At 70.6% G+C, this 24,612-nt stretch carries 22 protein-coding genes, 1 other RNA gene and 4 pseudogenes; 15 read left to right on the forward strand and 12 right to left on the reverse strand.

What is annotated here, in order from left to right:
- On the forward strand, positions 1 to 1,203 hold the full coding sequence (locus tag ACIQ7D_RS27505; RefSeq protein WP_403941954.1) for an XdhC family protein: 1,203 nt from the start codon (positions 1 to 3) through the stop codon (positions 1,201 to 1,203).
- A 131-nt stretch (positions 1,204 to 1,334) separates the two neighbouring features.
- Here ACIQ7D_RS27505 and ACIQ7D_RS27510 read toward each other — a convergent pair whose 3' ends face one another.
- Positions 1,335 to 1,748: a hypothetical protein gene (locus ACIQ7D_RS27510; RefSeq protein ID WP_403941842.1), complete on the reverse strand. Its 414-nt coding sequence runs from the start codon at positions 1,746 to 1,748 to the stop codon at positions 1,335 to 1,337.
- 542 nt (positions 1,749 to 2,290) lie between these two features.
- Here ACIQ7D_RS27510 and ACIQ7D_RS27515 point away from each other — a divergent pair.
- The 5 genes and pseudogenes from ACIQ7D_RS27515 to ACIQ7D_RS27535 all read left to right on the forward strand — a co-directional run.
- A pseudogene (locus ACIQ7D_RS27515) lies at positions 2,291 to 2,425 on the forward strand (transposase); the annotation flags it as partial.
- Between the two features lie 640 nt (positions 2,426 to 3,065).
- Positions 3,066 to 3,290: a hypothetical protein gene (locus tag ACIQ7D_RS27520; RefSeq protein WP_403941844.1), complete on the forward strand. Its 225-nt coding sequence runs from the start codon at positions 3,066 to 3,068 to the stop codon at positions 3,288 to 3,290.
- A 48-nt stretch (positions 3,291 to 3,338) separates the two neighbouring features.
- Positions 3,339 to 3,884, forward strand: a complete 546-nt coding sequence (locus tag ACIQ7D_RS27525; protein WP_403941846.1) for a hypothetical protein — start codon at positions 3,339 to 3,341, stop codon at positions 3,882 to 3,884.
- A 353-nt stretch (positions 3,885 to 4,237) separates the two neighbouring features.
- Complete coding sequence (locus ACIQ7D_RS27530; RefSeq protein ID WP_403941848.1) at positions 4,238 to 5,500, forward strand: YcaO-like family protein; 1,263 nt, start codon at positions 4,238 to 4,240, stop codon at positions 5,498 to 5,500.
- Complete coding sequence (locus ACIQ7D_RS27535; protein WP_403941851.1) at positions 5,497 to 6,666, forward strand: SagB/ThcOx family dehydrogenase; 1,170 nt, start codon at positions 5,497 to 5,499, stop codon at positions 6,664 to 6,666. The genes ACIQ7D_RS27530 and ACIQ7D_RS27535 overlap by 4 nt, the downstream gene beginning before the upstream one ends.
- On the opposite strand, the pseudogene ACIQ7D_RS27540 reads toward ACIQ7D_RS27535, so the two are convergent.
- Positions 6,612 to 6,946: pseudogene (locus tag ACIQ7D_RS27540) on the reverse strand (transposase); the annotation flags it as partial. The gene ACIQ7D_RS27535 and the pseudogene ACIQ7D_RS27540 overlap by 55 nt on opposite strands.
- 567 nt (positions 6,947 to 7,513) lie before the next feature.
- Here ACIQ7D_RS27540 and ACIQ7D_RS27545 point away from each other — a divergent pair.
- Positions 7,514 to 8,063 (forward strand): annotated as a pseudogene (locus ACIQ7D_RS27545) (HD domain-containing protein).
- Here the strand turns inward: ACIQ7D_RS27545 and ACIQ7D_RS27550 are convergent.
- Positions 8,051 to 8,518 carry an NUDIX hydrolase gene (locus ACIQ7D_RS27550; RefSeq protein WP_403941853.1) on the reverse strand — a complete coding sequence of 156 codons (468 nt, stop codon included), beginning with the start codon at positions 8,516 to 8,518 and terminating at the stop codon, positions 8,051 to 8,053. The pseudogene ACIQ7D_RS27545 and the gene ACIQ7D_RS27550 sit on opposite strands and share 13 nt — an antisense overlap.
- Before the next feature lie 189 nt (positions 8,519 to 8,707).
- Here ACIQ7D_RS27550 and gltX point away from each other — a divergent pair, with 189 nt between their 5' ends.
- Positions 8,708 to 10,084 carry a glutamate--tRNA ligase gene (gltX, locus tag ACIQ7D_RS27555; protein ID WP_403941956.1) on the forward strand — a complete coding sequence of 459 codons (1,377 nt, stop codon included), beginning with the start codon at positions 8,708 to 8,710 and terminating at the stop codon, positions 10,082 to 10,084.
- A gap of 229 nt (positions 10,085 to 10,313) precedes the next feature.
- On the opposite strand, the pseudogene ACIQ7D_RS27560 reads toward gltX, so the two are convergent.
- The 3 genes and pseudogenes from ACIQ7D_RS27560 to ACIQ7D_RS27570 all read right to left on the reverse strand — a co-directional run.
- Positions 10,314 to 12,383 (reverse strand): annotated as a pseudogene (locus ACIQ7D_RS27560) (phosphoketolase); the annotation flags it as partial.
- A 47-nt stretch (positions 12,384 to 12,430) separates the two neighbouring features.
- Complete coding sequence (locus ACIQ7D_RS27565) at positions 12,431 to 13,006, reverse strand: Dps family protein (protein WP_403941855.1); 576 nt, start codon at positions 13,004 to 13,006, stop codon at positions 12,431 to 12,433.
- A gap of 174 nt (positions 13,007 to 13,180) precedes the next feature.
- Complete coding sequence (locus ACIQ7D_RS27570) at positions 13,181 to 13,507, reverse strand: plasmid stabilization protein (protein WP_403941857.1); 327 nt, start codon at positions 13,505 to 13,507, stop codon at positions 13,181 to 13,183.
- Positions 13,508 to 13,797: 290 nt separating this feature from the next.
- Here ACIQ7D_RS27570 and ACIQ7D_RS27575 point away from each other — a divergent pair, with 290 nt between their 5' ends.
- Positions 13,798 to 14,007, forward strand: a complete 210-nt coding sequence (locus tag ACIQ7D_RS27575) for a DUF6479 family protein (protein WP_403941859.1) — start codon at positions 13,798 to 13,800, stop codon at positions 14,005 to 14,007.
- Between the two features lie 188 nt (positions 14,008 to 14,195).
- On the opposite strand, the gene rnpB is transcribed toward ACIQ7D_RS27575, so the two are convergent.
- Positions 14,196 to 14,606: RNase P RNA component class A (gene rnpB / locus ACIQ7D_RS27580), an RNA gene on the reverse strand.
- 88 nt (positions 14,607 to 14,694) lie between these two features.
- Between rnpB and ACIQ7D_RS27585 the strand changes: the two genes are divergently transcribed.
- From ACIQ7D_RS27585 to eda, 4 genes are all read left to right on the forward strand, one after another.
- A complete protein-coding gene (locus tag ACIQ7D_RS27585; protein ID WP_403941861.1) occupies positions 14,695 to 15,468 on the forward strand; it encodes a MerR family transcriptional regulator in 774 nt (257 codons plus the stop codon).
- A gap of 5 nt (positions 15,469 to 15,473) precedes the next feature.
- Complete coding sequence (locus ACIQ7D_RS27590) at positions 15,474 to 16,127, forward strand: hypothetical protein (protein WP_403941958.1); 654 nt, start codon at positions 15,474 to 15,476, stop codon at positions 16,125 to 16,127.
- A gap of 127 nt (positions 16,128 to 16,254) precedes the next feature.
- Entirely contained in the window at positions 16,255 to 17,070 is an 816-nt protein-coding gene (yaaA, locus tag ACIQ7D_RS27595) for a peroxide stress protein YaaA (RefSeq protein ID WP_403941863.1), read from the forward strand.
- A gap of 102 nt (positions 17,071 to 17,172) precedes the next feature.
- A complete protein-coding gene (gene eda, locus ACIQ7D_RS27600) occupies positions 17,173 to 17,802 on the forward strand; it encodes a bifunctional 4-hydroxy-2-oxoglutarate aldolase/2-dehydro-3-deoxy-phosphogluconate aldolase (RefSeq protein ID WP_403941865.1) in 630 nt (209 codons plus the stop codon).
- 22 nt (positions 17,803 to 17,824) lie between these two features.
- Here the strand turns inward: eda and ACIQ7D_RS27605 are convergent, their stop codons facing one another.
- The 5 genes from ACIQ7D_RS27605 to ACIQ7D_RS27625 form a co-directional block, all read right to left on the reverse strand.
- Positions 17,825 to 18,697, reverse strand: coding sequence for a GNAT family N-acetyltransferase (locus ACIQ7D_RS27605; protein ID WP_403941868.1), 873 nt, complete (start codon positions 18,695 to 18,697; stop codon positions 17,825 to 17,827).
- 66 nt (positions 18,698 to 18,763) lie between these two features.
- Positions 18,764 to 20,062: a bifunctional RNase H/acid phosphatase gene (locus tag ACIQ7D_RS27610; RefSeq protein ID WP_403941871.1), complete on the reverse strand. Its 1,299-nt coding sequence runs from the start codon at positions 20,060 to 20,062 to the stop codon at positions 18,764 to 18,766.
- A gap of 7 nt (positions 20,063 to 20,069) precedes the next feature.
- Positions 20,070 to 20,813 carry a zinc ribbon domain-containing protein gene (locus ACIQ7D_RS27615; protein WP_384992197.1) on the reverse strand — a complete coding sequence of 248 codons (744 nt, stop codon included), beginning with the start codon at positions 20,811 to 20,813 and terminating at the stop codon, positions 20,070 to 20,072.
- The gene (locus tag ACIQ7D_RS27620; protein WP_403941873.1) at positions 20,810 to 21,664 is read right to left on the reverse strand and encodes a Nif3-like dinuclear metal center hexameric protein; all 855 of its coding nucleotides are present in this window, start codon (positions 21,662 to 21,664) and stop codon (positions 20,810 to 20,812) included. The genes ACIQ7D_RS27615 and ACIQ7D_RS27620 overlap by 4 nt, the downstream gene beginning before the upstream one ends.
- A 146-nt stretch (positions 21,665 to 21,810) precedes the next feature.
- Entirely contained in the window at positions 21,811 to 22,848 is a 1,038-nt protein-coding gene (locus ACIQ7D_RS27625) for an ABC transporter substrate-binding protein (protein WP_403941875.1), read from the reverse strand.
- Positions 22,849 to 23,033: 185 nt separating this feature from the next.
- Between ACIQ7D_RS27625 and ACIQ7D_RS27630 the strand changes: the two genes are divergently transcribed.
- Positions 23,034 to 24,221, forward strand: coding sequence for a hypothetical protein (locus ACIQ7D_RS27630; protein WP_403941877.1), 1,188 nt, complete (start codon positions 23,034 to 23,036; stop codon positions 24,219 to 24,221).
- Between the two features lie 61 nt (positions 24,222 to 24,282).
- Positions 24,283 to 24,459, forward strand: a complete 177-nt coding sequence (locus ACIQ7D_RS27635) for a hypothetical protein (RefSeq protein ID WP_403941879.1) — start codon at positions 24,283 to 24,285, stop codon at positions 24,457 to 24,459.
- Positions 24,460 to 24,612: the final 153 nt, after the last annotated feature.

Here is a 24,612-nt window from a genome sequence, read left to right on the forward strand (position 1 = left end):
GTGCTGGACCTCGCGGACGAGTTGAACCGGTGGCTCGAGGAGGGACGGGACTTCGCCGTCGCCACGGTCGTGGCCGTCAGCGGCAGCGCACCGCGCGGGCCGGGCGCCGCGCTCGCCGTCGACGCCGACGGCACCGCCATCGGATCGGTCTCCGGCGGCTGTGTGGAAGGCGCGGTATACGACCTGTGCGCCCAGGCGCTCAAGGACGGCCGGGCGGTGCGCGAGCGGTTCGGCTACAGCGACGAGGACGCCTTCGCCGTCGGACTGACCTGCGGCGGCGTCCTCGACATCCTGATCACGCCCATACCGGCCGACCCGCCCGGCAGGAAGACATTCCAGACGGCGCTGTCGGCCGCCGCCCACGGTGGGGCGGCGGCACTCGCCCGCGTGGTGAGAGGCCCGGCAGAGCTCCTCGGCCGGGCTCTGGCAGTGCACCAGGACGGATCGTACGAAGGCGAACTCGGCGGACACCCGGACCTGGACCGCGCCGTCGTCAACGAAACCCGCCCCCTGCTGAACGCCGGCCGCACCGCCACCTTCGACATCGCGGCGAGCGGAGCGAGATGGGGGTCCCCCCGGACGGAGTCTGGGGGAGGATCCCACTGCGAGCCGGATCTGACCCTGTTCGTCGAGTCGAGCGTGCCGCCGCCCCGCATGCTCGTCTTCGGCGCCATCGACTTCGCCGCGGCGCTGGTGCGCATGGGCAAGTTCCTCGGCTACCAGGTCACCGTGTGCGACGCCCGACCCGTCTTCGCCACCCGATCACGCTTTCCCGAGGCCGACGACATCGTCGTCGACTGGCCACACCGCTACCTGAACCGAACCCAAACCGACGACCGCACCGTGGTGTGCGTCCTCACCCACGACGCCAAGTTCGACCTACCTCTCCTGGCAGCGGCCCTGCGACTGCCGGCCGCCTACATCGGCGCGATGGGCTCACGCCGCACCCACGAAGACCGCGACCGCAGACTCCGCGAAATCGGCCTCACCGAAGCCGAACTGACCCGGCTCCACTCACCCATCGGCCTCGATCTCGGCGCCCGCACGCCCGAGGAGACCGCCCTGTCCATCGCCGCAGAGATCGTCGCCGCCCGACAGGGCGGAACGGGTCTCCCGCTGAGGGACTCGCACACACCGATCCACACCGACCCATACCGATACCGAAGGGGGGTCTGTACGCTCGCAGACCCTCACAGCGGGTGACGAGAATCGAACTTACGCTCTGAGTTTGGGAATCACTCATCATATTGCGGCCGCCATGGTACCTGACCTGCGGAAATACCTGCTGATGAAGCAGTGATGCGGCTACCGACGTGCCCCCTGGTGGCCGCTGTTCACCGCCCCCACTGGCACGTTGTGGCACGAGGTCCCGTCAGCCGTCTCCACCAGCTGCCGGCCCGCCCCACGATGTCGGACAGGGATCCTTGGTAGGTGGTGGTGCCGAGCTTGTTGCCCAGGCCCACGGTGGGGCCTGGGCCATTCTTGAGACGGCTCACGTAATTCTCGGGGAGGAGTACGCGGTCGCCGACTTCGAGTGGATCGCTCCCGCGCCAGCGGTATCCATACCCGCCAACCTCCACGAGCTGGCAGCCGTTGACCTCGTGCACGCGCCGTGTACTGTCCAGCTGCTCCTCAGGCTCAATGATGCGCTGCTCCAGCCGCTCGATGCGGGACTTGGAGAAGCTCGCACTGCTTTCGCTTCCCGACTTGTGGCCCTCGCTCCACCCGCGCCGGTGGGCCTCGGCCACGGCTCTGTCCTGCTCCGTGGCATGCGTGCTGCACGCCAAGTCGGAACCCGATATCCGGACCCTGCACGGGCTGCCCGAGCGGGTGGGTCGCCCACAGGTTCGGTCCGGCCGGTAGGTCATGCGTAGCAGTCCTCTCGGTTGTCCCTACTGCGTTTCGTCGCAACCCCTGTAGCGGCTCACGGCAGCCCGCTCGGCGTTTCCCTGCGTGGCACAGAGCGGGACGTGGGCAGGGCTGATCGGCCCTGCCCACGCAGCCGTTAGGCTTGGCCTCCAGCTGGCTTTTGGCCTTCTCGCGGCAAGAAGGGCGAACCGGTACTTCAGCTGAGAAGCGCCTCGATCGCACTTCGAAGCGGTTCGGCGAGCGAGGCCAGGGACGCAGCAGAACCGAGCGCGAGGCTCAGCACCTCCAGGGTCTCGGTGTGTGAGGTTCCCCCGAGATGCGGAATTCGTTGACAGCAAGTCAGATGGCCTTCATAAGAGAAACATCGACCACGGCTACACCCCGGAAATGCTCGTTGGAGTTGCGTGAGCGTGCGGTGCGGATGTATCGCACTACCGAGCCGAAGCCCCAGATCACGAAGCTGGCCGTCGACCTCGGTGTGCATCCCGAGGCCCTGTGCGGCTGGATCCGCCAGGCCGAGGCGGACGCCGGCGAGTGCGACGACCGGCTCACCCCGGACGAACGCGCCGAGCTTGCGGCCCTGCGCAAGGAGAACGCTCAGCTCAAGCGGGCCAACGATGTCCTGCGGACGGCCGCGGCGTTTTTCGCGGCGCAACTTCGACCTGCCCCGCCCAGGCGACGGCGCTCGTTGACGAGCATCCCCGTCTGGGAGTCGAGTGCGTACTTCGGGAACTGCACATCCCCTCCGCCACCTACTACCGGTGGCGCCGCACCGAAAAGGAGCCCTGCGAACGCAAGCGTCGCGACGTCGCCTGCACCCTCATCTGCTATCGCAGACTCACTAAATGAGATGATTTCTCAGCCGCGCGGCGGCTGTTCAGCTTCACGGGCGAATAGCCGCCGTCAGCGCGGCGGTGGTAGGTGGCCAACCTGCGAAGAGACTAGTTTCCCGGCGCGGTGTGAGAGACCTCTGAAAAGTTACTGTGTGAGATTTCCGGGCGGATCGATGGCGACTGACTTTCGGTCAGTCGTGCCAGCTTTGCCAGGCGACGGCGTGCCAGTCGGCGCAGGACGGGCGCGGGCAGGCAGGGAAGGAACCGCGTGCTGTCGCTCGTAAGAAACGCGGGGAGCACGGAAAGCAGCGTGTGCCGCGGCATGCGGTTCAATTCGAGGTGCATGTCGGCCACGATGCCCCGATGGATTTCATGGAGTTTGTCAAGTGCTGCCTGTTCTCCGTGACTCCATACCTCCAGCCGCAGCAGATTGAATGCGTCGTCGTCGAAGTCTTCGGCGTAGGTGTGCAGGTCTTGCGCGATCTCGAAACGGGCGCAAGCGTGCCGTCCCAGGCGGAAGAAGTTCTCGTCGTAGGGGCGCTCGACAGCGAGGTGCCAGGCGCGCAGCAGCATGCGGAAGTGGGATGAACGGCGGTAACACAGGTCACGGATGGTGTCGGCGTCCAGTGGTGGCCGGTGGAGCATGACGTGGGTCTCGCGGGCGTAGTAGTCGTGCAGTTCGTCAAGTTCCGCGAGGACCGCGGTGTCAGCCAGACCGGCGGAGTGCAGGATCTGCGTGATCGCCTGATGCCAGGAGGAGTCGGTGCTGTGGCGGCCTTCTCGCTGGTGGTGTTCGGTTTCGAGGTCTCCGCGGTAGACCAGTGCTTCGATGTAATGCAGGACGGGGTCGGCGTACTTCATTTCCTCGTGCCGTACGCCGGAGCGCTGCATGATGAAGTAGCAGATACGGGACGCAGCCACAGCTTTGACCTGATGTTTGTAGTTGATTGCTGCCGCGGCGGAGTCGACTTCATCGGCCCTGTTTTTGATGGTCAGGTGCCTGCTGAAGGCTGTCCGCGTACTGGTGGCGGCGTGGCGGCGTGGAGCCCGTTTCATTTATACGAAGAACCTTTCGCGCACAATCATATTGGCAGGGATCAACGGAAACCGGTGGTGCGGCCCACAGAACCTGCCCGGCCTCGCCGACAGCCACACCCCGGACGCCCAGGCCCATACGGATGAATCTGCGACCGAAGGCTTGAGCTGCACGGTCAGCATAAGTTCTCATGCTCGGTGACAGGAGATGAAGCACAGATGCTTGATCTCGGGCAACAATTCAAGGAGGAATGATGGGTTCAAACCCCCAGACTACCCCGTACGACCACTCGCGGTCGTTGGACAAGGCGACGCAGGAACTCACCGCCGATGAGCAGGCTCGGCTCTCCGAGGCCGGTTTGTGTGTAACGGCAAAGGGTGAAGTCCAGGAGGACTGACGCCGCCGGACACCATGTGGGGGTGAGTGTTGGCGGGTACGCCCACACTCACCCCCCATGCTTCACAAAACCGCACGCCAGGAAATTCAGGAGGAGCACGGGATGACAGCGGGGACATCGTCGGATTCCGGCATCGGTTCATGGGTGGAACGGGAGATCGGTCTGACCGAGGCAGGCCACCGTGCCCACGCGGCCCTGGGGCGCCTCGGTTTGCGTGCGATCCTCACCGAAGCCCCTGTGGGAGAGCCGCTCAGCATGTGGACATGCAAGCTGCGCACCGACGCCGACGAGGCTGTCCCGTACGGGTCGGGGTCGGGGAAGGGCAGCGGTGAGGAGGCGAAAGTCGGCGCCCTGTTCGAGGCATTGGAGCACCATCTGACGGGCCCGGCCGCGTTCGAACCGCAGCAGGTGCAGTGGTGCTCCGGGGGCGAGTTGCTCGACGGCCCGCTGGAGGGCGACGCCTGTGCGCCTCTGCTGCGCCATGCCGAGCGGCTGGCATGCCAGCAGTACACGCCCCTGAACGGCCCGGCCAGGTCGCCCCTGCCGGTCCCGTTGATCATGTCCACCAGCTGGTACTACGACCATCCCGAGGTGCGGCAGGCCGTCGGCGACCACACGGACTACCGGCAGTTGGCCCGCTACGGCAGCAACAACGGCTCAGCCATCGGCAGCAGTCTCGCCGAGGCACTGGTGCACGCGCTCAACGAGTGCGTCGAACGCGACGCCCTGTCCCTGCTGCTGGCCCGCGCGTGGCCGGGCGCGGGAACCTACCGGCCGCGGCTGATCGACACCGCAGCGCTGCCGCCGGCCTTCGCGGCAGCACACCGACAGGCCGAGCAGCTGCGCGGTAGCGCCGTGCACCTGATCGAGATCACCACGGACCTCGGCGTACCCACCTACGTCGCGTGCGCGGAGGGCACCGGCTCTTTCGAGGGCCGTTTCGGTTGTGGCACCTCGCTGTCACCGCGCTATGCCGCCTGGCGCGCCCTGGGCGAGTTCGTCCAGTGCTCGTCCTCCCCCAGCAAGCCGTTTCCCGAGTACCTGCTCGATGGACTGGACCGCTATCCGGCGCTGCGCGCCTGCGCCACCCTCAATCCCGCGTCCCACCTGGAGCAGGCGCGGCCCGTCGGCCTGCCGGCCGAAGCGGTGCCGCTGCCGTCCCCGCAGGAGCAGCTGGGGCAGTTGACCGCGCGGCTGTCCGCGCGCGGGTATCAGGCGTACTACCGCGTCACGGCCACCGCACCCGAGGGCATCACGGCGGTGCACGTCGTCGTGCCCGCACTGGAGCGTTTCATGGTCGTCACCAGCGGGATGGTCGTCATTCCCGGCCCCCGCGCCCGCGCGCAGATCACCGAGGCCGCATGACCACCGCTTCGTCCCCCGTCCGTACGACGACTTTGCAGGCGGCCGCGGCCCCGGGACACGCACGGCTGCGACGCGCCCGCTGCCTGGTCTGCTACTGGGCCGACGACGGCACCGTCCTGATCGGCCACCCCTACCCCGACGGCACTCCCGTCGCCCTCCCCGGCGACGCCATCGACGTCCTGGCGGCCTTCGAGGAGTGGAGCAGCCCGCACGACGCGGTGAGCCACCTGGCCGAGCGCCACGAGGAGCCTGCGGTCCTGGAGGCCGTGCGCTTCCTGGCCGACCACGCGCTGCTGGTAAGCGAAGGCAGCCGGCGCGCCCTTCGCGACGCCGACATCGGCCGCCACTGGGGCCCCTGGGCACCGCAGGCTCCCTTCCTGCACTACACCACCGACTTCACCCCACACGACACCCCCACCGGCCCCCGCGCGGCGCCCACCGCGTCCACGCCGCTGTTCACCAGTTACCCCGACGCCGACCGCGTGCTGCTCCCGCGGCACCCAGCGGACCTGGACGCGCGCTTCGGCCAAGTCCTCCACCAGCGGCGCACAACCTACTCCTTCAGCCCCGAACCCCTGCCGCTGCCCGCGCTGGCCGCACTGCTGCACACCGTCTTCGCACCCGTCGACTTCATCGACACGGGCCCGAGCGGTGCCCGGTACCGCCGTACCAGCCCGAGCGCGGGCGCCTGCCAGGAGCTGGAGGCGTACCTGGCCGCCGTCAACGTGCACGGACTCGCCCCGGGTTGGTACCACTACAACGCCATCGAGCACTCCCTCGAACTCCTCGCCCAAGGCTGCACCGGCGAGGAGGTCACCGACCTGTGCGCCGGCCAGCAGCATGCCGGCCGAGCCGCGTTCCTCCTCGTACTGACCTCCGTCATCGGCCGGCTGAACGACCATCGCGCTACCGCGCGCTCGTACCGGGTTGGCCTCCTGAACGCAGGACACCTGGGCCAGACGTTCGTTCTGACCGCCACCGCCCTCGGCCTCGGCTCGATGCAGCTCTCCGCCTGCCACGACGGCGCTCTGGCGGAGCGTTTTGGACTCGACGCGGTGACCCACGTGCCCGTACACGTCCTCGGAGCGGGCCTGTCCGACCACACTGCTGAGCCGATCGCTTCCCCAGCAGGACTCGACGCCTTCCGCCGCACGGCCCTTGCCTGACCAGCCCACGAACCACCCGCACCATCCGACGCCCGAGCCCCCACGGTGGTGGAGTCCACGCACACCACCGGCTGGCCGACCTGCCGTCGGCATGCGACTACTGCTGGACATGGCCAGTAGACGGTCCCAGGTCCCATCCGCTGACCAGTGGCGGAAACGCTCGTAGACCGCCTTCCACGAGCCGTAACGTTCGGGTGGAGCCCGCCAGGTCGCTCCAGTGGACAGCTTCCACAAGATCCTCGTTGACCACCTGACGCCGCTCCCGCACCGCACGACCCATCCACGAAAGGAACCAGCCGCAGCTCGATCACCACCCGCGCCTCACTGTCTTTCTTGACGAGCACCCTTCGAGCATCTCCTCCCTGGTCTTCGGGAACAGCCAGCTCCTCTTCGCATTGAAGACGAAGATGGCGTTCTCCAGCACCGCAGCGTGGATGCTCTTATATTGCTTCGAAAGGAATGTCGCACTCAGAACACCGAGCGTCGAGTATCTACCGCGCTGGTCATGACTGTTCTCCTCGGGTCTCGACTGAACTGCCGAGGCGTAACTCCCAGACCGGCGACAGAGAAACTCCCGAGACTTCGCCATCACCTGTTCGAGTGGCCTTCAGCTCATTCCGACCACACTCGCCTGTTACGTGCGCATCGACGCGGGACGCCCAACCTCCTGCACCCCTCCGGACACGGACTCGTCTGAACACACCAACTTGGCAAGGAATCACCATGATGCGGATCGACTCACTCGTAGGAATGCCGGAGAAGATCGCATGTTCAATACTGGAGCGCGTTGCGAAATCTCTTGGCTGGGTGGGACTGTGTGCGGCTGTGCCTGGGCAAGTACCCGGCCATGAGCAGAGGAGCAATGGAGAAGTGGGCATGCGCTGTGGCGGAGGCGGAGCTGAGTGAGTCGCTTCCTCGCAGGTGGGCGCCCGGCGCGCGGCCGAAGTGGCCGGGATTCTGGGAGACGACGCGGAACTGCTGACTTCCGCGGCCGTCCTGCACGATGTGGGCTACGCGCCGAGGCTTGCCCTGACCGGGTTTCATCCCTTGGACGGCGCCCGGTTTCTTCGTGACATCCACGCTGCCGATGACCGGCTGGTCCGGTTGGTGGCGAACCACTCGATGGCCTTGCTGGAGGCCGAGGAGCGGGGACTGCAAGACGTGCTGGAGGCGGAGTTTCCGCTGCTCGACGATCAGCGCCTGGTGGACGCCCTCGTCTACTGCGACATGACGACGACCCCCGATGGCGAAGAGACCTCCTCGACGCCCGTCTGGCGGAGATCACCAGCCGCTACGGCTCCGACAGCCTGGTGGGGCGGTTCATCCGGCGGGCATCGCCGGGCATCCGCGCTGCTGTGGGCCGGGTGGAGTCGGCTCTGGTAGCTCAGCCCAGGTAGGGGTAGGTGCCGGCGAGGTAGTCGCCGATCTGCTGGCGCATGCTGGGGTGGATGTCGTACTGGTCCAGGTCGGATGGCTGGATGTAACGGACGCCGTCCGCTTCGTCGTTGATGGTCGGCTCGCCTCCCACTGGACGGCCGATGTAGGTGTTCTCGTACTGCTGGCGGATCTCGCCGTCGGTGTACGCCACGATGTGGTGGGGGTTCGTATAGACCCCCAGGAACCCGGTGACCTCGGCGATGATGCCGGTCTCTTCCTGGCATTCGCGCACCGCGCACTGCGCTGCTGTCTCACCGATGTCCTGGGCGCCGCCCGGCAAGGCCCACTGGCCGGTGTCCCGGCGGCGCTGGAGCAGGATGGCGCCGTTGTCGTCGACGACGAGCAGGTTGTTCGCGGGAATGAGCGTGTTCGCCTTGGGGGCTTGGGGATCGTTGTAGTACTCAGTCCTGCCCATGTGACGAGGGTACCTGGGGCCTGTCGGCGTCGGGGTAGGCGGAAGGAGCGCACGAAGAGTAGGCGAGGGGGCTGGAAAACGTCGGTGCAGTGGTAGGCAGTATTGACCAGAGAGGTGTCCGGCGTCGGTACCCTTGAGCGCATGTCTACTGCCCCGGTTCGCGTTCGTTTCGCCCCGTCTCCGACCGGCATGTTCCATGTCGGCGGTGCGCGGTCCGCTCTCTACAACTGGGCCGTGGCGCGACAGTCCGGCGGCACGTTCGTCCTGAGGATCGAGGACACCGACGCAGCCCGGAACAAGCCCGAGTGGATCGACGGCATCATCAACGCGCTGGCGGCGATCGGTATCCACGGTGAGGACACGGCCTTCGAGGGGCCCTACTTCCAGTCGCATAACGCCGACCGGCACCGGGAGGCCGCTCAGCAGCTCTACGCGGCAGGGCGGGCGTATTACTGTGACTGCACCCGGGAGCAGCTGAAGGAACGCACGGGGTCGGAGCACCTCGGATACGACAGGTTCTGCCGGGAGCGGGGGCTTGCCTTCGAGGAAGGCCGTGCTCTGCGATTCCGGACGCCGGACGAGGGCGAGACCGTCGTGCTCGACCTGATCCGCGGGGAGCCGGCGTTCCCGAACAGCGCGATCGAGGACTTCGTGATCGCCCGCGGTGACGGGTCCCCCGTCTTCCTGATCGCGAACGTGGTCGACGACCTGGACGAGGGCATCACACAGGTCATCCGAGGCGAGGAGCACCTGTCGAACACGCCGAAGCAGCAGCTGCTGTGGGAGGCGCTCGGCGCCGAGCCGCCAGTGTGGGCGCACCTGCCCGTGATCGTGAACGAGAAGCGGCAGAAGCTGTCCAAGCGCCGGGACAAGGTGGCGCTGGAGGACTATCTTGCCGAGGGCTTCCTCCCCGAGGCGATGGTGAACTACCTGATGCTCCTCGGCTGGGGCCCCGGCGGTGACCGGGAGATCTTGCCGTACGAGGAGCTGGAGCAGCTCTTCCGGATCGAGGACGTGAACACTGCCCCGGCGTTCTTCGACGTGAAGAAGCTGACGGCGTTCAACGGTGACTACATCCGCGCTCTGGCGCCCGAGCAGTTCGCCGCCGCCTGTGCTCCCTGGCTTGTCGCCCCGTACGCGTCGTGGCTGCCGGAGGCGTTCGACCAGGCCGTCTTCGAGGCGGTGGCACCGCTGGCCCAGACGCGTCTGGCGTTGCTGTCCGAGATCACCAGCAACGTGGATTTCCTGTTCCTCGACGCGCCTGTCGAGGACGAGGCGTCGTGGAACAAGGCGATGAAGCCGGGCGCCGACGGCATCCTGGCCGACGTCCGCGCCGAGTTTGCAACCATCGCGGACTGGGAGGCGGATGGCTTGAAGGCCGTGGCGCTTGCCGTGGGAGAGAAGCACGGGCTGAAGCTGGGCAAGGCCCAGGCGCCCATCCGGGTCGCGGTCACCGGCCGGACGATTGGGCTCCCGTTGTTCGAGTCCATGGAGTTGCTAGGCAGGGACCGCGTGCTGGCCCGTCTGGACGCGGCGGCCGAGAAGCTGGCCGCCGCGCAGGCGTAGCGGCCTGTCAGGGGACCTTTGCGAGAAGGTCGCCCCAGGCGTTCCCGAAGTAGTTCAGGTCGAACCGGGCCGGGGCCTCATATGCCGCCTTGGTCTCGGTTCGGCGTGCGGCTGCGTGTTCCCGGATCTGCGCCGACAGGCGGCCGAGGTCCGGGGCCGGCTGTCCGGTCAGGGAGGCGAGGTCGCTGAGGCCCGCGATCGGGCGGATCAGGCAGGGCAGGCCGAGCAGCAGGGCCAGCTCCGGCAGATGGCGCCGGAGCAGGTCGGCGGCGGCCAGGGTCTCCAGCGTGGGGACGTCCCCGGCGCAGGCCAGCACCACGTCCGGCTCGCGGGAGCCGTCCTCCGTACCGGCCCACGGCCAGACGCCCGCGCCCCGCGCACAGTGCGCGCGGGCCTCGTCCAGGGTGAGCCAGTCGAAGCCGGGCTGTTTGCCCGCCACGATCACATTGACGTGGTCACGGCTGCGCAGCGCGTGGTCGGCGACGGAGAGCAGCGTGTTGGTGTCCGGCGGCAGGTAGACCCGTACGACCTCGGGGCTCTTGTTCAGGACGTGGTCGACGAAGCCGGGGTCCTGGTGGGAGAAACCGTTGTGGTCCTGGCGCCAGACATGGGACGTCAGAAGGTAGTTGAGCGAGGCGATCGGGCGGCGCCAGGGCAGCCGCCGCGAGGTCCGCAGCCACTTGATGTGCTGGTTGACCATGGAGTCGACGATATGGGCGAACGCCTCGTAGCTGGAGAACAGCCCGTGGCGGCCGGTGAGGAGATATCCCTCCAGCCAGCCCTGACAGAGATGTTCGGAGAGCACCTCCATCACCCGCCCGTCGCGGGCGAGATGCTCGTCCGTGTCGAGCGTTCCGGCCTCCCACGCCTTGGACGTGGCGTCGTAGAGCGCGTCCAGCCGGTTCGAGGCGGTCTCGTCGGGGCCCACGACCCGGAAGTCCCGCCGTCCCTTGGTGGCCTCCATGATGTCCCGCAGCAGGAAACCGAGCACCCGGGTCGGTTCGTGCAGGACCGTACCGGGCCGGTCCACCTCCACCGCGTACCGCTCCAGGGGCGGGACCGGCAGTTCCCGCAGCAGCAGACCGCCGTTGGCGTACGGGGTCGCGCCCAGCCTGCGGGACCCCTCGGGGACGCACTCCAGTACGGAGGGGGTGGGGGCGCCCGTCGCGTCGAACAGCTCCTCGGGGCGGTACGAGCGCAGCCACGCCTCCAGTTGCGCCAGATGGTCGGGGTTGTCCCTGACCCCGCTCAACGGGACCTGATGGGCGCGCCAGGTCCCCTCGACGGGCTGCCCGTCGACCTCGGCGGGGCCCGTCCACCCCTTGGGCGTACGGAGCACGATCACGGGCCAGACGGGCCGCTCGGTCGCCGTGCCCGCACGGGCGGCCCGCTGGATCCCGGCGATCCGGTCGGCGGCGAGGTCCATCGCCGCGGCCATGGCTCCGTGGACCGCCGCCGGCCGGTCGCCGGTGACATGGAGCGGTTCGTGTCCGTACCCGCGCAGCAGGGAGTCGAGTTCGGCCTCCGGCAGCCGGGCGAGCACGGTCGGGTTGGCGATCTTGTACCCGTTGAGGTGCAGGACCGGCAGGACCGCGCCGTCGTGCACCGGGTCGAGGAACTTGTTCGCGTGCCAGGAACCGGCGAGCGGGCCGGTCTCCGCCTCCCCGTCGCCGATCACACAGGCGACCAGCAGATCGGGGTGGTCCAGCGCGGCTCCGTAGGCGTGGGCGAGGGAGTAGCCCAGTTCGCCGCCCTCGTGGATGGAGCCCGGGGTCTCGGGGGCGACATGGCTGGGCACGCCTCCGGGGAACGAGAACTGCCGGAACAGCCGCTCCATGCCCGCACGGTCCCGGCTCACATCCGGATACGTCTCGGAGTACGTGCCCTCCAGCCAGGAGTTGGCCAGGACCGCGGGGCCTCCGTGGCCGGGACCCCAGACGCACAGCGCGTCGATGTCCCGGGCCTTGATCAGCCGGTTGAGGTGGGTGTGCACGAGGTTGAGACCGGGGGAAGTCCCCCAGTGGCCGAGCAGCCGGGGCTTGATGTGCTCCGGCGCCAGCGGCTCCAGGAGCAGCGGGTTCGCCATGAGGTAGATCTGGCCGACGGCCAGGTAGTTCGCGGCGCGCCAGTGTGCGTCGAGCGCCGCCAGTTCCCCGGCCGTCAGCTCGCCGACCACCTGCTCGCGGGCCTGCCGGCCCCCGGCCGCCGGTTCACCGGCGATCCGTTCCCCGGCCGTCCGGTCACCGGCCGTCCGGTCACCGGCCGCCTGGTCCCCGGTGCTCACGCTGTCCTCGTGCATGCTCATCTCTCCCGCTGGGGCCGGAGGCCGGAAGGCCGCGGTTTCGGTCAGGGCCTGCGGAGTGCTCGCCTGCCCGCCGCCTCGGCGGCGGCGACCTCGGTGGTCTCGCTCCGGGTGCTCAGCCCGCCACCGGCGTTCTCCAGGTGCGCCCGGATGAACCACTGGAAGAGCTCCAGGCTGCGGAGGTGCTGGATCAGCATGTCCTGGCTGACCGGATCCAGTTTGTCGACCGCGTCGACCGCCCGCCGGTGATCGGCGACGATGCCGGAGTACACGACGTCCAGCGCCCCGAGATGCTCGATGGCCTCGGCGCGGCCGACGGAGTAGTCGTCCCAACCGCGCTCCTTGACCAGGGCGCCCGGGGTCCCGGCGGGCGAGCCGCCGAGGGTGGAGATGCGCTCCGCCGTCTCGTCCACCATGCCGCGGACGGCGTCCACCTGCGGGTCCAGCATCTCGTGCACCGCGATGAAGTGCGGCCCGACGACGTTCCAGTGGACATGCTTGAGGGTCAGGGCGAGATCGTTGAGCGCGTGCAGCCGCATCCTCAGCAACTGGATGGTCTCCCCGCCCTCCGAGGCCGTCATCCCCGGAACGGTGTACCGCGGGTCGTTCTCCGATGTCATGGGGTTTCCCTTCTTGTCGGCCTCCATCGGTTCCGCCCCATCGGGTACCACCGGTTCGACCGCCCAAACACCGCGTACGGTCACAGCCCCGGCACCGGCCGGGCCCCGCACCGGTCCCGGCCGGTGCCCGCGCGTGGCAGCCGTACCGGGACCGTCTGCCGGAACACCCCCAGGTCAGCGGCCGAGCGCCCGGGCGAGCTGCTGCTTGGTCATCGAGGAACGGCCCTCGACACCACGCTTCCTGGCCTCGGCGTAGAGCTGGTCCTTCGTCGGCCCCTGGGCCCCGCTGTGCGAGCGCTGACCGCCGCGCTGCGAAGCCGACTTGGGGTCGCGCAGGGACGTCCTGCTCGCGGTCCTGGACTCCCCCGACCTGGCCCGTTCCTTGTTCACCGTCCGGGCCGCGATCTCCTTCGCACGTCCGGTGGAGGTGCCGCGCTTCTCGGCGCCCTCCTTGATGTGCTCGTACTGGCGCTCGCGCTTGGAGCTGGAACCACTCGGCATGACACTTCTCCTCACGGTCGGGCGGCCCGTGCGCGGGCTCGCCTGTGGTGGTCCGGATCCCCTCCCGGCGTCGTGACTCCGGGACGTGACTCCGGCGTCCGCGACGCGTACCCACTGCGCGCGGGTTCTCCCCTCACGGGCAGCACGGACGGGGCCCGACGGGGTCCTGCCACCACTCCACGCGCCTGGACCCGGATACGCCACAGGGAGACGGCCGGACGAGTCAGCGCCCGAGCGGGGCCGAGACATTCCGGGAGGCTGAGTGCGGGATTCGCGGGTAGCCGGTCGCCATGAACAGCGACACACTGTCCATGACGTACGCCGCCTCGTCCGGAGCCGCGGCGTTTCTTCCGCTCGTCTTCGGCGTCGTGGTGGTCGGCGTCCTCATCGGTGCGTTCGTGCTGGGCCGGCGCGTCCGGGCCCGCCAACCCCGCCCACCCAGGCCCGACGAACAGCCGACGCGGCCCCCGGGCGGCGGACCCGCGGAGGGCGGCAGGTAGCCACGGTCCGCTCGATGCGCACGAAGATGTCCGGGTCCCAGCGGATCGCGACGAAGCGACCCTTCTGCTCGCGGGTGAGGCGCGTGGCGTGCCCTTCGCTGATCTGAATGAAGTCGCGCACCTGTACGCACGCGGTCGCGCCTGTCCGGCTCTGACCTGTGTTTTCGCCGGCCAGAGGACCTGGGCGGCAGACGAGTCGGGCTGTACGCCGGATTTTGTCGCCCGGTCGCCTCGCGGCGGCCGGGGAGACGGCCATCCATCTAGGACCGGCGTTGCCGCCGGTCTCGTGCGGTCTACCCGCGGACTCGGGCGGGCAGCCCTCGATCGTCCGCGCAGGGACGCCGTTCCTCGCGGAACGACGACCCCTCTTGACCTTGCTCCGGGTGGGGTTTACCGAGCCGTCCGAGTCACCTCGGACGCTGGTGGTCTCTTACACCACCGTTTCACCCTTACCGGGGACCGAGGCCCCCGGCGGTCTGTTTTCTGTGGCACTGTCCCGCGGGTCACCCCGGGTGGGCGTTACCCACCACCCTGCCGTGTGGAGTCCGGACGTTCCTCGGCAAGATCGAAGATCTTGACGCGGCCGTCCGCCCGGCTCGTCTGCCGTGCTGGCCATGGTACCCGGCCGGGCCACCCTCCATGGTCACGGCTTGACCTTGCCGCGACGTCAGGGTTTGTACTGAGCCCATGAGAATCGCCGAGATCGCCGCTCTCGTCGGGGTCACCTCCCGTGCGGTGCGCCACTACCACCATGTCGGGCTGCTGCCCGAGCCCGCGCGCCGTCCCAACGGCTACCGCGACTACTCGGTACGGGACGCCGTTCTCCTGGCCCGGATCCGGCGGCTGACCGAGCTGGGGCTCTCCCTGGACGAGGTACGGGACATCCTCGCCGATGACGCCGGGCGCGAACTCACCGAGGTGCTGGGCGAACTGGACGCCGATCTGGCCCGCCAGGAGGCGGAGATCCGGGCCCGGCGGCGGCGGCTCGCCGAGCTGATGGAGTCGCCGCCGGCCGCCGACGGGCCGCTCTCCCCTGGGCTCGCGCGGTTCCTGCACTCCCTGCCCGCCGTCGACTCACCGGCCGCCGCCACGGACCGCGCGCTGCTCGTACTGCTCGACCGGCAGGACGGCGCGGACGGTACGGGGGACGAGAACGAGCGCGCCGGGCGCTTCTACGACGCGTTGCGTTCCCTGGCCACCGCCCCGGAGACCCTGGACCTCTACCGGCGGCTCGACGAACTCGCCGACGCGCCCGCCGACGATCCCCGGATCGCCCCGCTCGCGGACGACCTGAGCGCGCTCGCCACCGACGAGATCCTGGCCGCGATACCGGACGGGGACAGTCCGTCCCTCGACGGTTTCGGGGGCGCCCTGCTCGCCGAGTACAGCCCGGCCCAGGCCGAGGCCGTACGCCGGACCATGGAGTCGCTGGCGGAGCGGGTACGGGGGCAGGCGTCGTGAAGCGGATGGCCTGGTTCGCCGTGCCCGTGACCGTACGGCGGCTGGCCTCCAACGAGATACGGAGCCTGGGCAGCCTGGCGCGCTGGGCGGCGCGGCGGCCGCACGGGGTGGGCGCGGGCGACCGTCCGGTGCCGTACACCGGCCCGCAGACGGCGATGCTCTACGGGCTGCTGTTCGTCGCCGTGGTCGAGACGGTGGCACTGGCCCTGCTGATCCCCTGGCCGCTGGTGCACCTGATTTTCCTGGTGCTGGACGTGTACACGGTGCTGATGGTGCTGGCGCTCCAGGCGGGCTGTGTGACCCGGCCCCATGTGGTGGGCGCGGACGGCTCGTTGTGGATCCGCTACGGCACGCTCTTCGACCTGCGGATCCCCGCGGACGGCATCGCCTCCGTACGGGTCGACCGGCGGTTCCCGTCCGGCGGGCTCCTCCAGTACGCCCCGGCGGAGGACTGCGATGGGGACGGCGGCGGGGTGCTGGATCTCGTCGTGGGCAGCCAGACGACCGTACGGGTGGAACTGACGGCGCCCGTCCCCTTCGTACGGCCGCTCGGCGCGACGGGCCGGGCCCAGGTGGTCCGCTTCCACGCCGATCATCCGGAGGAGTTGGTGAAGGCGGTCAGGGAGGCGCTGCCGCCGGCCCCGGGCGTACGGGGGTGAGAGCGGGCGGGGCGGAGAGGGGACCCCTCGCGTTCACCTACGCTGACGCGAGGGGCGCTCCTTCGTGGCCGCGTCCCGTCCGTCCCGTCCGTCCTGTTCCGTTCGCGTTCCTCCGAGGAGAACCACCGTGCTCGTGCTGTTGCCGCCGTCGGAAGGAAAGGCCGCTTCCGGGCGCGGCGCTCCGCTGAAGCCGGAGTCGCTGTCGCTGCCCGGTCTGGCCGGGGCGCGCGCCGCCGTACTGGACGAGCTGGTGGAGCTGTGCGCCGCCGACCAGGACAAGGCGCGTGATGTCCTCGGGCTGAGCGAGGGGCTGCGCGGCGAGATCGCCAAGAACGTGGAGTTGCGGACGGCGGGCGCCCGGCCGACCGGGGAGATCTACACCGGTGTGCTCTACGACGCGCTGGGCCTGGCCACGCTCGAATCGGCCGCGCGGCGGCGGGCGGCGAAGTCGCTGCTGGTCTTCTCCGGGCTCTGGGGCGCGGTACGGATCGGCGACCGTATCCCCTCGTACCGCTGTTCTATGGGGGTGAAGCTGCCGGGGCTCGGCGCACTGGGCGCCCACTGGCGTACGCCGATGGAGTCCGTGCTGCCGGAGGCGGCGGAGGAGGCCGGGGGCGGTCTCGTACTGGATCTGCGGTCGTCGGCGTACGCGACGGCATGGAAGCCGAAGGGGGAACTGGCGGGCCGGACGGCGACGGTACGGGTACTGCACGCGCAGACCGATCCGGTGACCGGTGTGGAGAAGCGGTCGGTGGTCAGCCACTTCAACAAGGCGACGAAGGGCCGGCTCGTACGGGATCTGCTGACGGCGGGCGCCCGGCCGAAGGATCCCGCGCGGCTGGTGGAGACGGTGCGGGAGCTGGGGTACATGGTGGAGGCGACGGCTCCGGCGCGGGCGGGGCGCCCCTGGGCGCTGGATGTCGTCGTCACGGAGATCCACTGACGGGGGCTCGATACCCGGGCTCGATACCCGGGCTCGATACCGTCCGTTGCATTCTGCGCAACGGGCATTGCGTATTGTGAGTGCGGACGGCAGGATGACCCCATGACCTCCGTGCTCGACCTCGCGCCCGTGATCCCCGTCGTCGTCCTCGACGACGCCGCCGACGCCGTTCCGCTCGCCCGCGCGCTGGTCGCGGGCGGGCTGCCCGCGATCGAGGTGACCCTGCGCACGCCCGCCGCGCTGGACTCGATCCGCGCGATCGCGGCCGAGGTGCCCGACGCGGTGGTCGGCGCCGGCACGGTCATCACCCCGGGCGCCGTGACCGACGCGGTGAGGGCGGGCGCGCGCTTCCTGGTCAGCCCGGGGTGGACGGAGACGCTGCTGACCGCGATGCGGGACTCCGGCGTGCCGTTCCTGCCGGGGGTGTCGACGACGTCCGAGGTCGTGGCGCTGCTGGAGCGCGGGGTGACGGAGATGAAGTTCTTCCCGGCGGAGGCGGCGGGCGGCAGGCCCTATCTGAAGTCCCTCGCGGGCCCGCTCCCCGGGGCCCGCTTCTGCCCCACGGGCGGCATCACACCCGCCTCGGCGCCGGAGTATCTGGCCCTGCCGAACGTGCGCTGTGTCGGCGGCACGTGGCTGCTTCCCGCGGACGCGCTGGCGTCGAAGGACTGGGGGCGCGTCGAGGCGCTGGCGCGCGAGGCCGCCGCGCTGGGCGGGAAGCGCGGGGCCTGATCCAGCCTGTACGGCGGGCTGTTCAGCCGAGTTCCGCCGTGGCGTACTCCTCCACCGGGCGGTACCCCAGGCGCTGGTACAGTGCGCCGGCCGTCGGGTTGGCGTTGTCGGCGAAGAGCAGCACCTCGTCGGCGCCCGTCCGCAGGGCCGCCTCGCCGACCGCTGCGGTCACCCCGGCCGCGTAGCCCCGTCCTCGGTGGGCGGGCGGTGTGTAGACCGGGGCGACGCGGATCTGCCCGGCGACGAGCGGGGCATGGCCGGCCAGGGAGACCGGGACGCCGTCCACCTCCCAGAGGAGCAGCCGCCGTTCCTCGATCCGGGCGGCCGCCAGGGCCCTGCGGTCGCGGGCCGGCGGGTCCCCGATCTCCTCGGCGAACGCCGTCAGCCACTCCACCGCCAGGGGGATGTCCTGGGCTCCCGCGTACCGCGCGCGGCCCTCGGGCGCGGGGTCCGGCGGGGTGGGTTCGCCCAGCCGGAAGAGCCGCATGCCGTCGGAGAGCCGGTACGGGGGCGTGTCCCCCGCCCCGGTCCGCCGCGCCGTCCACGCGGCGCCGAAGGCCTCGACGTCGGCGACCCGGCCCCGTACGCCCGAGGGCGGGGTGCCGTGGCCCGCCGTGGCGGTGCCCAGCGTCCTGGCCAGTTCGGCGGCGGCCCGCGCGGGCATCGTGCCGAGGAACGGCGGGTGCGGCGGGGTCTCCAGGAAGGCGCCGGTCACCGGGGCGTCCGGGGCCTCCCGCCACCAGCCGAACCGTACGGGCCCGGCGTACGCCACGCCGCCGGTCCGCAGCGATTCGCCGACCGTGAGCAGGATGGTGTGACGCGCGGCATCGGCCGCCAGATACGGGTCCGCCGCGCGGCGGAACTCTTCGACGTCGTGGGTCAGTTGCCAGCTCATGCCGCCATCGTCCTACGGCGGACCCGGTCCGGGCCAAGCCTTTTGGGGCGAGGCTGCGTCAGCGGGTCACCGCAGGTGCGAGGTGTCGTTGAAGAGCCGCACCGACGCGTTGCCGTCCGCGTAGTACGCCACGACCGAGACCGACGCCGCCGACAGCTCCATGCGGAACAGCGACTCCTGCGGGGCGCCGAGGGCCAGCCGTACCAGCTCCTTGACGGGGGTGACATGCGTGACCACCAGGACCGTACGGCCCTGGTACCGGTCGAGCAGCGCGTCTCTGGCCGCCGCGACGCGGCGGCCCACCGTCGCGAAGCTCTCGCCGCCGCCGGTCGGCTCGACGTCGGGCGAGGCGAGCCAGGCGGTCAGATCGTCCGGGTAACGCTCCCGCACCTCGCCGAAGGTCAGGCCCTCCCACGCGCCGAAGTGCGTCTCGCGCAGGCCCTCTTCGACCCGTACGCCGAGACCGAGCCGGTCGGCGACGGCCTGCGCCGTCTCGCGGCAGCGGCGCAGCGGGGACGAGACGATGTCCTGGACGGTGCCGCGCGCGGCCAGCGCGGCGGCGATCGCGTCGGCCTGGCGGCGGCCGATGGCGGACAGCTCCGGGTCCGTGCCGCCGCTGCCGGAGAAGCGCTTGTCGGGGGTGAGGGCGGTCTCGCCGTGCCGCAGCAGGACGAAGGTGGCGGGAGGGCCGAGGTCGGCGGGGCCCCAGCCGACGGACGAGGCGGACTCGGAGGAGAGCGGGACGTCCTCCTCCGACGGGACGTCCTGCGGCGCGACATCCGGCGGGGCTGCGGGGCTTGCGGGACGCCGGCCGGCGAGCGCCGCGCGTGCCCTGGCCGCGCCCGCGGCGGCGTCCCCGGGCGGCCCGGAGGGGAGGTCCACGGAGGCGGCGGCGGCCGAGCGTGCCGCGCCCGCGTCCAGGGCCGCCGTGGAGTCGGACGCCTCCCACCGGCGGCCCTGCTTGCCCGCGTCCATCGCCTCGTTGGCCAGCCGGTCGGCGTGCTTGTTCCGCTCGCGCGGGATCCACTCGTAGGTGACCCGGCCCGGCGGCAGGATCCGGCCCGCCTCGGCGGCCAGGGGCTTCATGTCCGGGTGCTTGATCTTCCAGCGGCCCGACATCTGCTCGACGACGAGCTTGGAGTCCATCCGGACGTGCACCCGTGCCTCCGGGTCCAGCGCCTTGGCGGCCTTCAACCCGGCGACCAGGCCCTTGTACTCGGCGACGTTGTTCGTCGCGACGCCGATGAACTCGGCGGCCTCGGCGAGCGGTTCGCCCGTGGTCTCGTCGAGGACGACGGCGCCGTACCCGGCGGGCCCCGGGTTGCCCCGGGAGCCGCCGTCGGCCTCCACGATGAACGTCCGCATCAGTGCGTCACAGCCCCGAGTCGGCGGTGCGGACCAGGATGCGGCGGCAGTTCTCGCACCGCAGCACCGCGTCCGCGGGCGCCGCCTTGACCTCGTTGACCTCGGTGATGTTCAGCTCCAGCTGGCAGCCCTCGCAGCGCCGCCGGAAGAGCCGGGCCGCGCCCACCCCGCCCTGCTGGCCGCGGAGCTTCTCGTACAGCTTGAGCAGGTCCGCCGGGACGGACCCGGCGACGATGCCGCGCTCCTTGGTGACGGTCGCGGACTCGGCGTCGAACTCCGCGACGGCGGCGTCCCGGCGCGCCGCGGCGTCGTCGGTCTTGGCCTGGACGGCCGAGACCCGCTCCGTCAGCTCGGCGACGCGCTCCTGCGCGGACTCGCGGCGCTCCATGACCTCCAGGACGACGTCCTCCAGATCGCCCTGGCGCTTGGCGAGGGAGACGATCTCGCGCTGGAGGTTCTCCAGGTCCTTGGGCGAGGTGACCGAGCCGGAGTCCAGGCGCTGCTGGTCCCGTACGGCGCGCTGGCGCACCTGGTCGACGTCCTGCTCCGCCTTGGTCTGCTCGCGGGCGGTGTCGCTCTCCTCGGTCGTCGCGGCGACCAGCAGGTCACGGAGCTGGGCGAGGTCCTTGGTGAGCGATTCGATCTCGGCGTGCTCGGGCAGCGCGGTGCGCTTGTGGTCGAGCTGCGACAGCCGTACGTCGAGGGCCTGGACGTCGAGGAGTCGGATCTGGTCTGCGGGCGCGGCGTTCAGTTGGGGGCTCCTGAGGAGTGGTGGGCTGACCAGGGGTCGGTGACCGTCTTCGAGACGTGGACCCGCAGGTCCCAGCCGTGGCGGTCGGAAATCTCGTCGAGCTGGGCGGCGGCCTGCTCGCACCAGGGCCATTCGGTGGCCCAGTGCGCGGCGTCGACCAGCCCGAGCGGGCTGTGCTGCGTGGCCTCGGAGACCGGGTGGTGGCGCAGGTCGGCGGTGAGGAAGGCGTCCACGCCGGCCGCCCTGACCTGGTCGAAGAGGCTGTCGCCCGAGCCGCCGCTGACCGCGACCGTACGCACGAGGGCATCCGGGTCCCCGGCGATCCGGACGCCCTGCGCGGTGGCGGGCAGCCGGTGGGCGACGCGGGCGGCGAAGTCGCGGAGGGTGGCGGGGCGCTCCAGCTCGCAGATCCGGCCGAGGCCGCGCCGTCCGGAGGGGTCGGTGGCGTCCGGGACGAGGGGCCGTACGACCCGCAGGTCGAGGGCGCCCGCGAGGGCGTCGGAGACGCCGGGGTCGGCGCTGTCGGCGTTGGTGTGCGCGACGTGCAGCGCGATGTCGTTCTTGATGAGGGTGTGCACTACGCGGCCCTTGAAGGTGGACGCCGCGACCGTCGTCGTACCGCGCAGATAGAGCGGGTGGTGGGTGACGATCAGATCGGCGCCGAGCCGGACGGCCTCGTCGGCGATGTCCTGGACGGGGTCGACCGCGAACAGCACACGGGTGACCGGGGCGTCGGGATCGCCGCAGACCGTGCCGACGGCATCCCACTGCTCGGCCCGCTCGGGGGGCCAGAGGGCGTCGAGCGCGGCGAGTACGTCGGCGAGACGGGGCGCGGAGGGGACTGGAGGCACGGAGCAAAGGCTACCTGTCCTCGCTGTCGCGCCCACCACGCCTGTGGATACCGCCGGTACTCCCGCGCTCCGCGCTCGGCCGGCTCCGACGGCCGGCCCCCCCCATCCACTGGACGCCCGACCGGCCGTCCGGCCGTCGGAGCCGGCTACGCGACGAGATAGCCGCGCAGGTCGTCCAGGACCAGCTCGGCGGCCGTCACGCCCAGCCCGAGGTACCAGGTCTCGTCGTCGACGTCCTGGGCGTGGCCGTCCTTGACGGCCTTCAGGTTCTTCCACAGCGGGTTGGAGCGTGCGCTGTCGCGCTCGGTCTTCTTCGGGTCGCCGTACACCCCGGTGAAGATCCAGTCGGCGTCCGCGTCGTCGATCTTCTCCGGGCTGATCTCCACGGCCAGATCCTCGATCCGCTGGTTCTCCGGGCGCGGCAGGCCGACGTCGTCGAGGATCGTGCCGATGAAGGACGCCTTCGCGTACAGCCGCAGCCGGTCCGGCATGTAGCGGACCATCGAGACGGTCGGCTTGTCCGGGCCGATGCCCTTGCCGAGGGCCGCCGCCTTCTTGTCGTACGCGGCCAGCGCGGCCTTCGCCCGGGCGGTGCGGTCCAGCGCCTGGGCGTTGAGGAGGTAGTTCTCCTTCCAGGTGAAGCCGGGCCGGATGGAGAAGACCGTGGGGGCGATCGCCGAGAGCGCCTGGTACTTGTCCGCCGCACGGAGCTGGCTGCCGAGGATCAGGTCGGGCTTGAGTGCGGCGACGGCCTCCAGGTTGAGGTTGTTGATCGTGCCGACGTTCTTCGGGCCGCCCGCGCCCTTCTCCAGATAGCCGGGGAGCGAGGCATCGCCCTCGGTCGGGGCGTAGCCGACCGGCTTCACCCCGAGCGACACCACGTTGTCCAGCTCGCCGACGTCGAGCACGACGACGCGCTCGGGTCGCTTCTTCAGCTCCGTGGTGCCCATGGCGTGGGTGATCGTGCGCGGGAACTCGCCCGGCCCGGCGTCGGTACCGTACGAGGCGGTCTTCTTTGCCGCGTCGGCGAAGTCCTTGCCGCCCGTGGCGACGGCCGCCTTCTTCCCGCCTCCGTCACCGGAGCCGGCGTCGCCGGAGGAGGAGTCGCCGCTGCCGCAGGCCGCGAGGGAGAGTGCGGCGGCGAGAGCGACGGCGGCGGCCGTGCCACGGCGTCTTACGGACATCTTCAAGCTCCTGACAAGGTCAGTTAGGGTCGCCTTACCCTAAGCGCCGCTCTCTGTGCCAGCACATCCGGCCCCGCGCTTTCAGTCGAATCATGCGACGGCCACCCTTATGTGTGAAGTGAGAGGTCTCGTGTTGTTCGGCAGGAAGTGCGAAAACTAGCTTCTTCGCCGGAGGTGACGGATCGATGTCTGTCTGTGCTGTCGAGACGGCGGGGCCCATGGAGTTCACGGTCACGGCGGACGGCGCGTACGCCGCGCGGCTGGCCCACAAGGGAGGTGCGGGGGACGCGTGGTTCCCGGAGCGGTGGACCCTCGACGGGCCCGAGCCGTATGCCGTGCCCCTCCCCCTCGACCAGCCGGAGGAGCCCGACACGGAGGTGCTGCCGCTGGCCGACGGGCGGGTGCTGGTGTGCCGCCGGGTCGCGGACCGGCACGATCTCTCGCTGCTCTACCCGACCGGCCCGGGGACGGGTCAGCTCCCGGTGGGCTCGGTGCGGGACCCGGAGCTGACGCTGCTGCCGCCGTCGCCGGACGGCCGGCACGCGTACGCCCTGTCAGTGGGCGCCCGTTCCACCACGGTCTGGCTGGTGGCGGGCGGCGCCTTCGGCCCTGAGCGGGTCGCCGAGGTGCCGGGCAGGTGTACGGGCGGGGTCTGGCTCGACCGTACGGGACGGATGCTGGCGCTCGACCGGGAGACGGACGGTGTGGTCAAGGCCGTCGCCGTGGATCTGGCGCGGGGCGGCGAGGCGACGCCGCTGCTCCAGATCACGGAGGAGAGCAACGACCGTCTGCTGCTGGCGGATCCGGACAGCGGGCTGCTGCTGATCCGCTCCGACGCCCCGGGCCACGACCGGCTGGGCTGGGGGGTGCTGGGGAGCCGCCGTCCCGTGCGCTTCCCCGAGTGCCTGCGCCCCGCCGACCGGGCGGTGACGCCCTTCGCCGTACAGCCGGGCCAGGTGCTGATGCCGGAGAGCTGCGCGGTGGCGCTGCGGATCGACGGCGCTGCGGGGAGCTGGGTGGGAGTGTGGCGCCCGGCGGGCGGCCGGCTCCACGAGTGGCCCGCGCCACGGGGGTGGCTGGCGGGGGCCGGGCTGTGGACCCGCGAGGGGGTGCTGCGGCTGCCGTACGCGACGGACGCGGTGCCGTGCGGGGTGGCGTCCCTCCACGCGCCGGTGGACGAACCGGCGGACGTACGGGCGGACGTACCGGCGCCGGTCGGCCGTCCGCACCAGGACGAGGTCCTGGAACCGGCGCATCCGGATCGAACGGAATCCGCCGACCGGGAACCGTCCGGCGCTCCACGGACTCCTGCCCTGTGCAGGCCGGTGCCGTTGCAACAGGCGCCGCTCACCGGCCGTGGGGCACCTGGATAGACTTTCTCCCGGGCCCTTGTGCCACAGGACAAGAAGCGAACACAACGGGGTGACTTCCCACATGTCTGAAACCCGAACCGACACGACGCAGCAGCGGCCGCGGGGAACGGCGACCGCCGACAGCGGCGACCACGACGGTCTCGGTAAGCACCGCGGAGGCGCGGCACCGGCGGAGGACTCCGCGTCTCCCGCCTACGGCCGCCACCGCCGCCAGGAAGCGGAAAGGAACGCGGCCTGACCCAGGCAGCGTCGCACAACCCGCACGACCCGCACGACCCGCACGACCCGCACGACCCGCACGACCCGCACGACCCGCACACGCAACGTACAGCCGAGAGGCCGCCATGGAACGCCCGTGGCGGCCTCTCGCCGTATCCGCACACCACGCCGG

This window comes from Streptomyces sp. NPDC096310, from assembly GCF_044763125.1.
Taxonomy (GTDB): Bacteria; Actinomycetota; Actinomycetes; order Streptomycetales; family Streptomycetaceae; genus Streptomyces.

Excerpts from the sequence above, each read along its gene's own strand:
- ACIQ7D_RS27610 (WP_403941871.1), bottom strand. The coding sequence starts at position 20,062 with ATGCGGACGTTCATCGTGGAGGCCGACGGCGGCTCCCGGGGCAACCCG.
- ACIQ7D_RS27575 (WP_403941859.1), top strand. The coding sequence starts at position 13,798 with ATGAACAGCGACACACTGTCCATGACGTACGCCGCCTCGTCCGGAGCC.
- ACIQ7D_RS27590 (WP_403941958.1), top strand. The coding sequence starts at position 15,474 with ATGGCCTGGTTCGCCGTGCCCGTGACCGTACGGCGGCTGGCCTCCAAC.
- ACIQ7D_RS27550 (WP_403941853.1), bottom strand. The coding sequence starts at position 8,518 with ATGGGCAGGACTGAGTACTACAACGATCCCCAAGCCCCCAAGGCGAAC.
- ACIQ7D_RS27530 (WP_403941848.1), top strand. The coding sequence starts at position 4,238 with ATGACAGCGGGGACATCGTCGGATTCCGGCATCGGTTCATGGGTGGAA.
- ACIQ7D_RS27570 (WP_403941857.1), bottom strand. The coding sequence starts at position 13,507 with ATGCCGAGTGGTTCCAGCTCCAAGCGCGAGCGCCAGTACGAGCACATC.
- ACIQ7D_RS27625 (WP_403941875.1), bottom strand. The coding sequence starts at position 22,848 with ATGTCCGTAAGACGCCGTGGCACGGCCGCCGCCGTCGCTCTCGCCGCC.
- gltX (WP_403941956.1), top strand. The coding sequence starts at position 8,708 with ATGTTCCATGTCGGCGGTGCGCGGTCCGCTCTCTACAACTGGGCCGTG.
- ACIQ7D_RS27635 (WP_403941879.1), top strand. The coding sequence starts at position 24,283 with ATGTCTGAAACCCGAACCGACACGACGCAGCAGCGGCCGCGGGGAACG.
- ACIQ7D_RS27535 (WP_403941851.1), top strand. The coding sequence starts at position 5,497 with ATGACCACCGCTTCGTCCCCCGTCCGTACGACGACTTTGCAGGCGGCC.
- ACIQ7D_RS27565 (WP_403941855.1), bottom strand. The coding sequence starts at position 13,006 with ATGACATCGGAGAACGACCCGCGGTACACCGTTCCGGGGATGACGGCC.
- ACIQ7D_RS27605 (WP_403941868.1), bottom strand. The coding sequence starts at position 18,697 with ATGAGCTGGCAACTGACCCACGACGTCGAAGAGTTCCGCCGCGCGGCG.
- ACIQ7D_RS27585 (WP_403941861.1), top strand. The coding sequence starts at position 14,695 with ATGAGAATCGCCGAGATCGCCGCTCTCGTCGGGGTCACCTCCCGTGCG.
- ACIQ7D_RS27520 (WP_403941844.1), top strand. The coding sequence starts at position 3,066 with ATGGATTTCATGGAGTTTGTCAAGTGCTGCCTGTTCTCCGTGACTCCA.
- ACIQ7D_RS27630 (WP_403941877.1), top strand. The coding sequence starts at position 23,034 with ATGTCTGTCTGTGCTGTCGAGACGGCGGGGCCCATGGAGTTCACGGTC.
- eda (WP_403941865.1), top strand. The coding sequence starts at position 17,173 with ATGACCTCCGTGCTCGACCTCGCGCCCGTGATCCCCGTCGTCGTCCTC.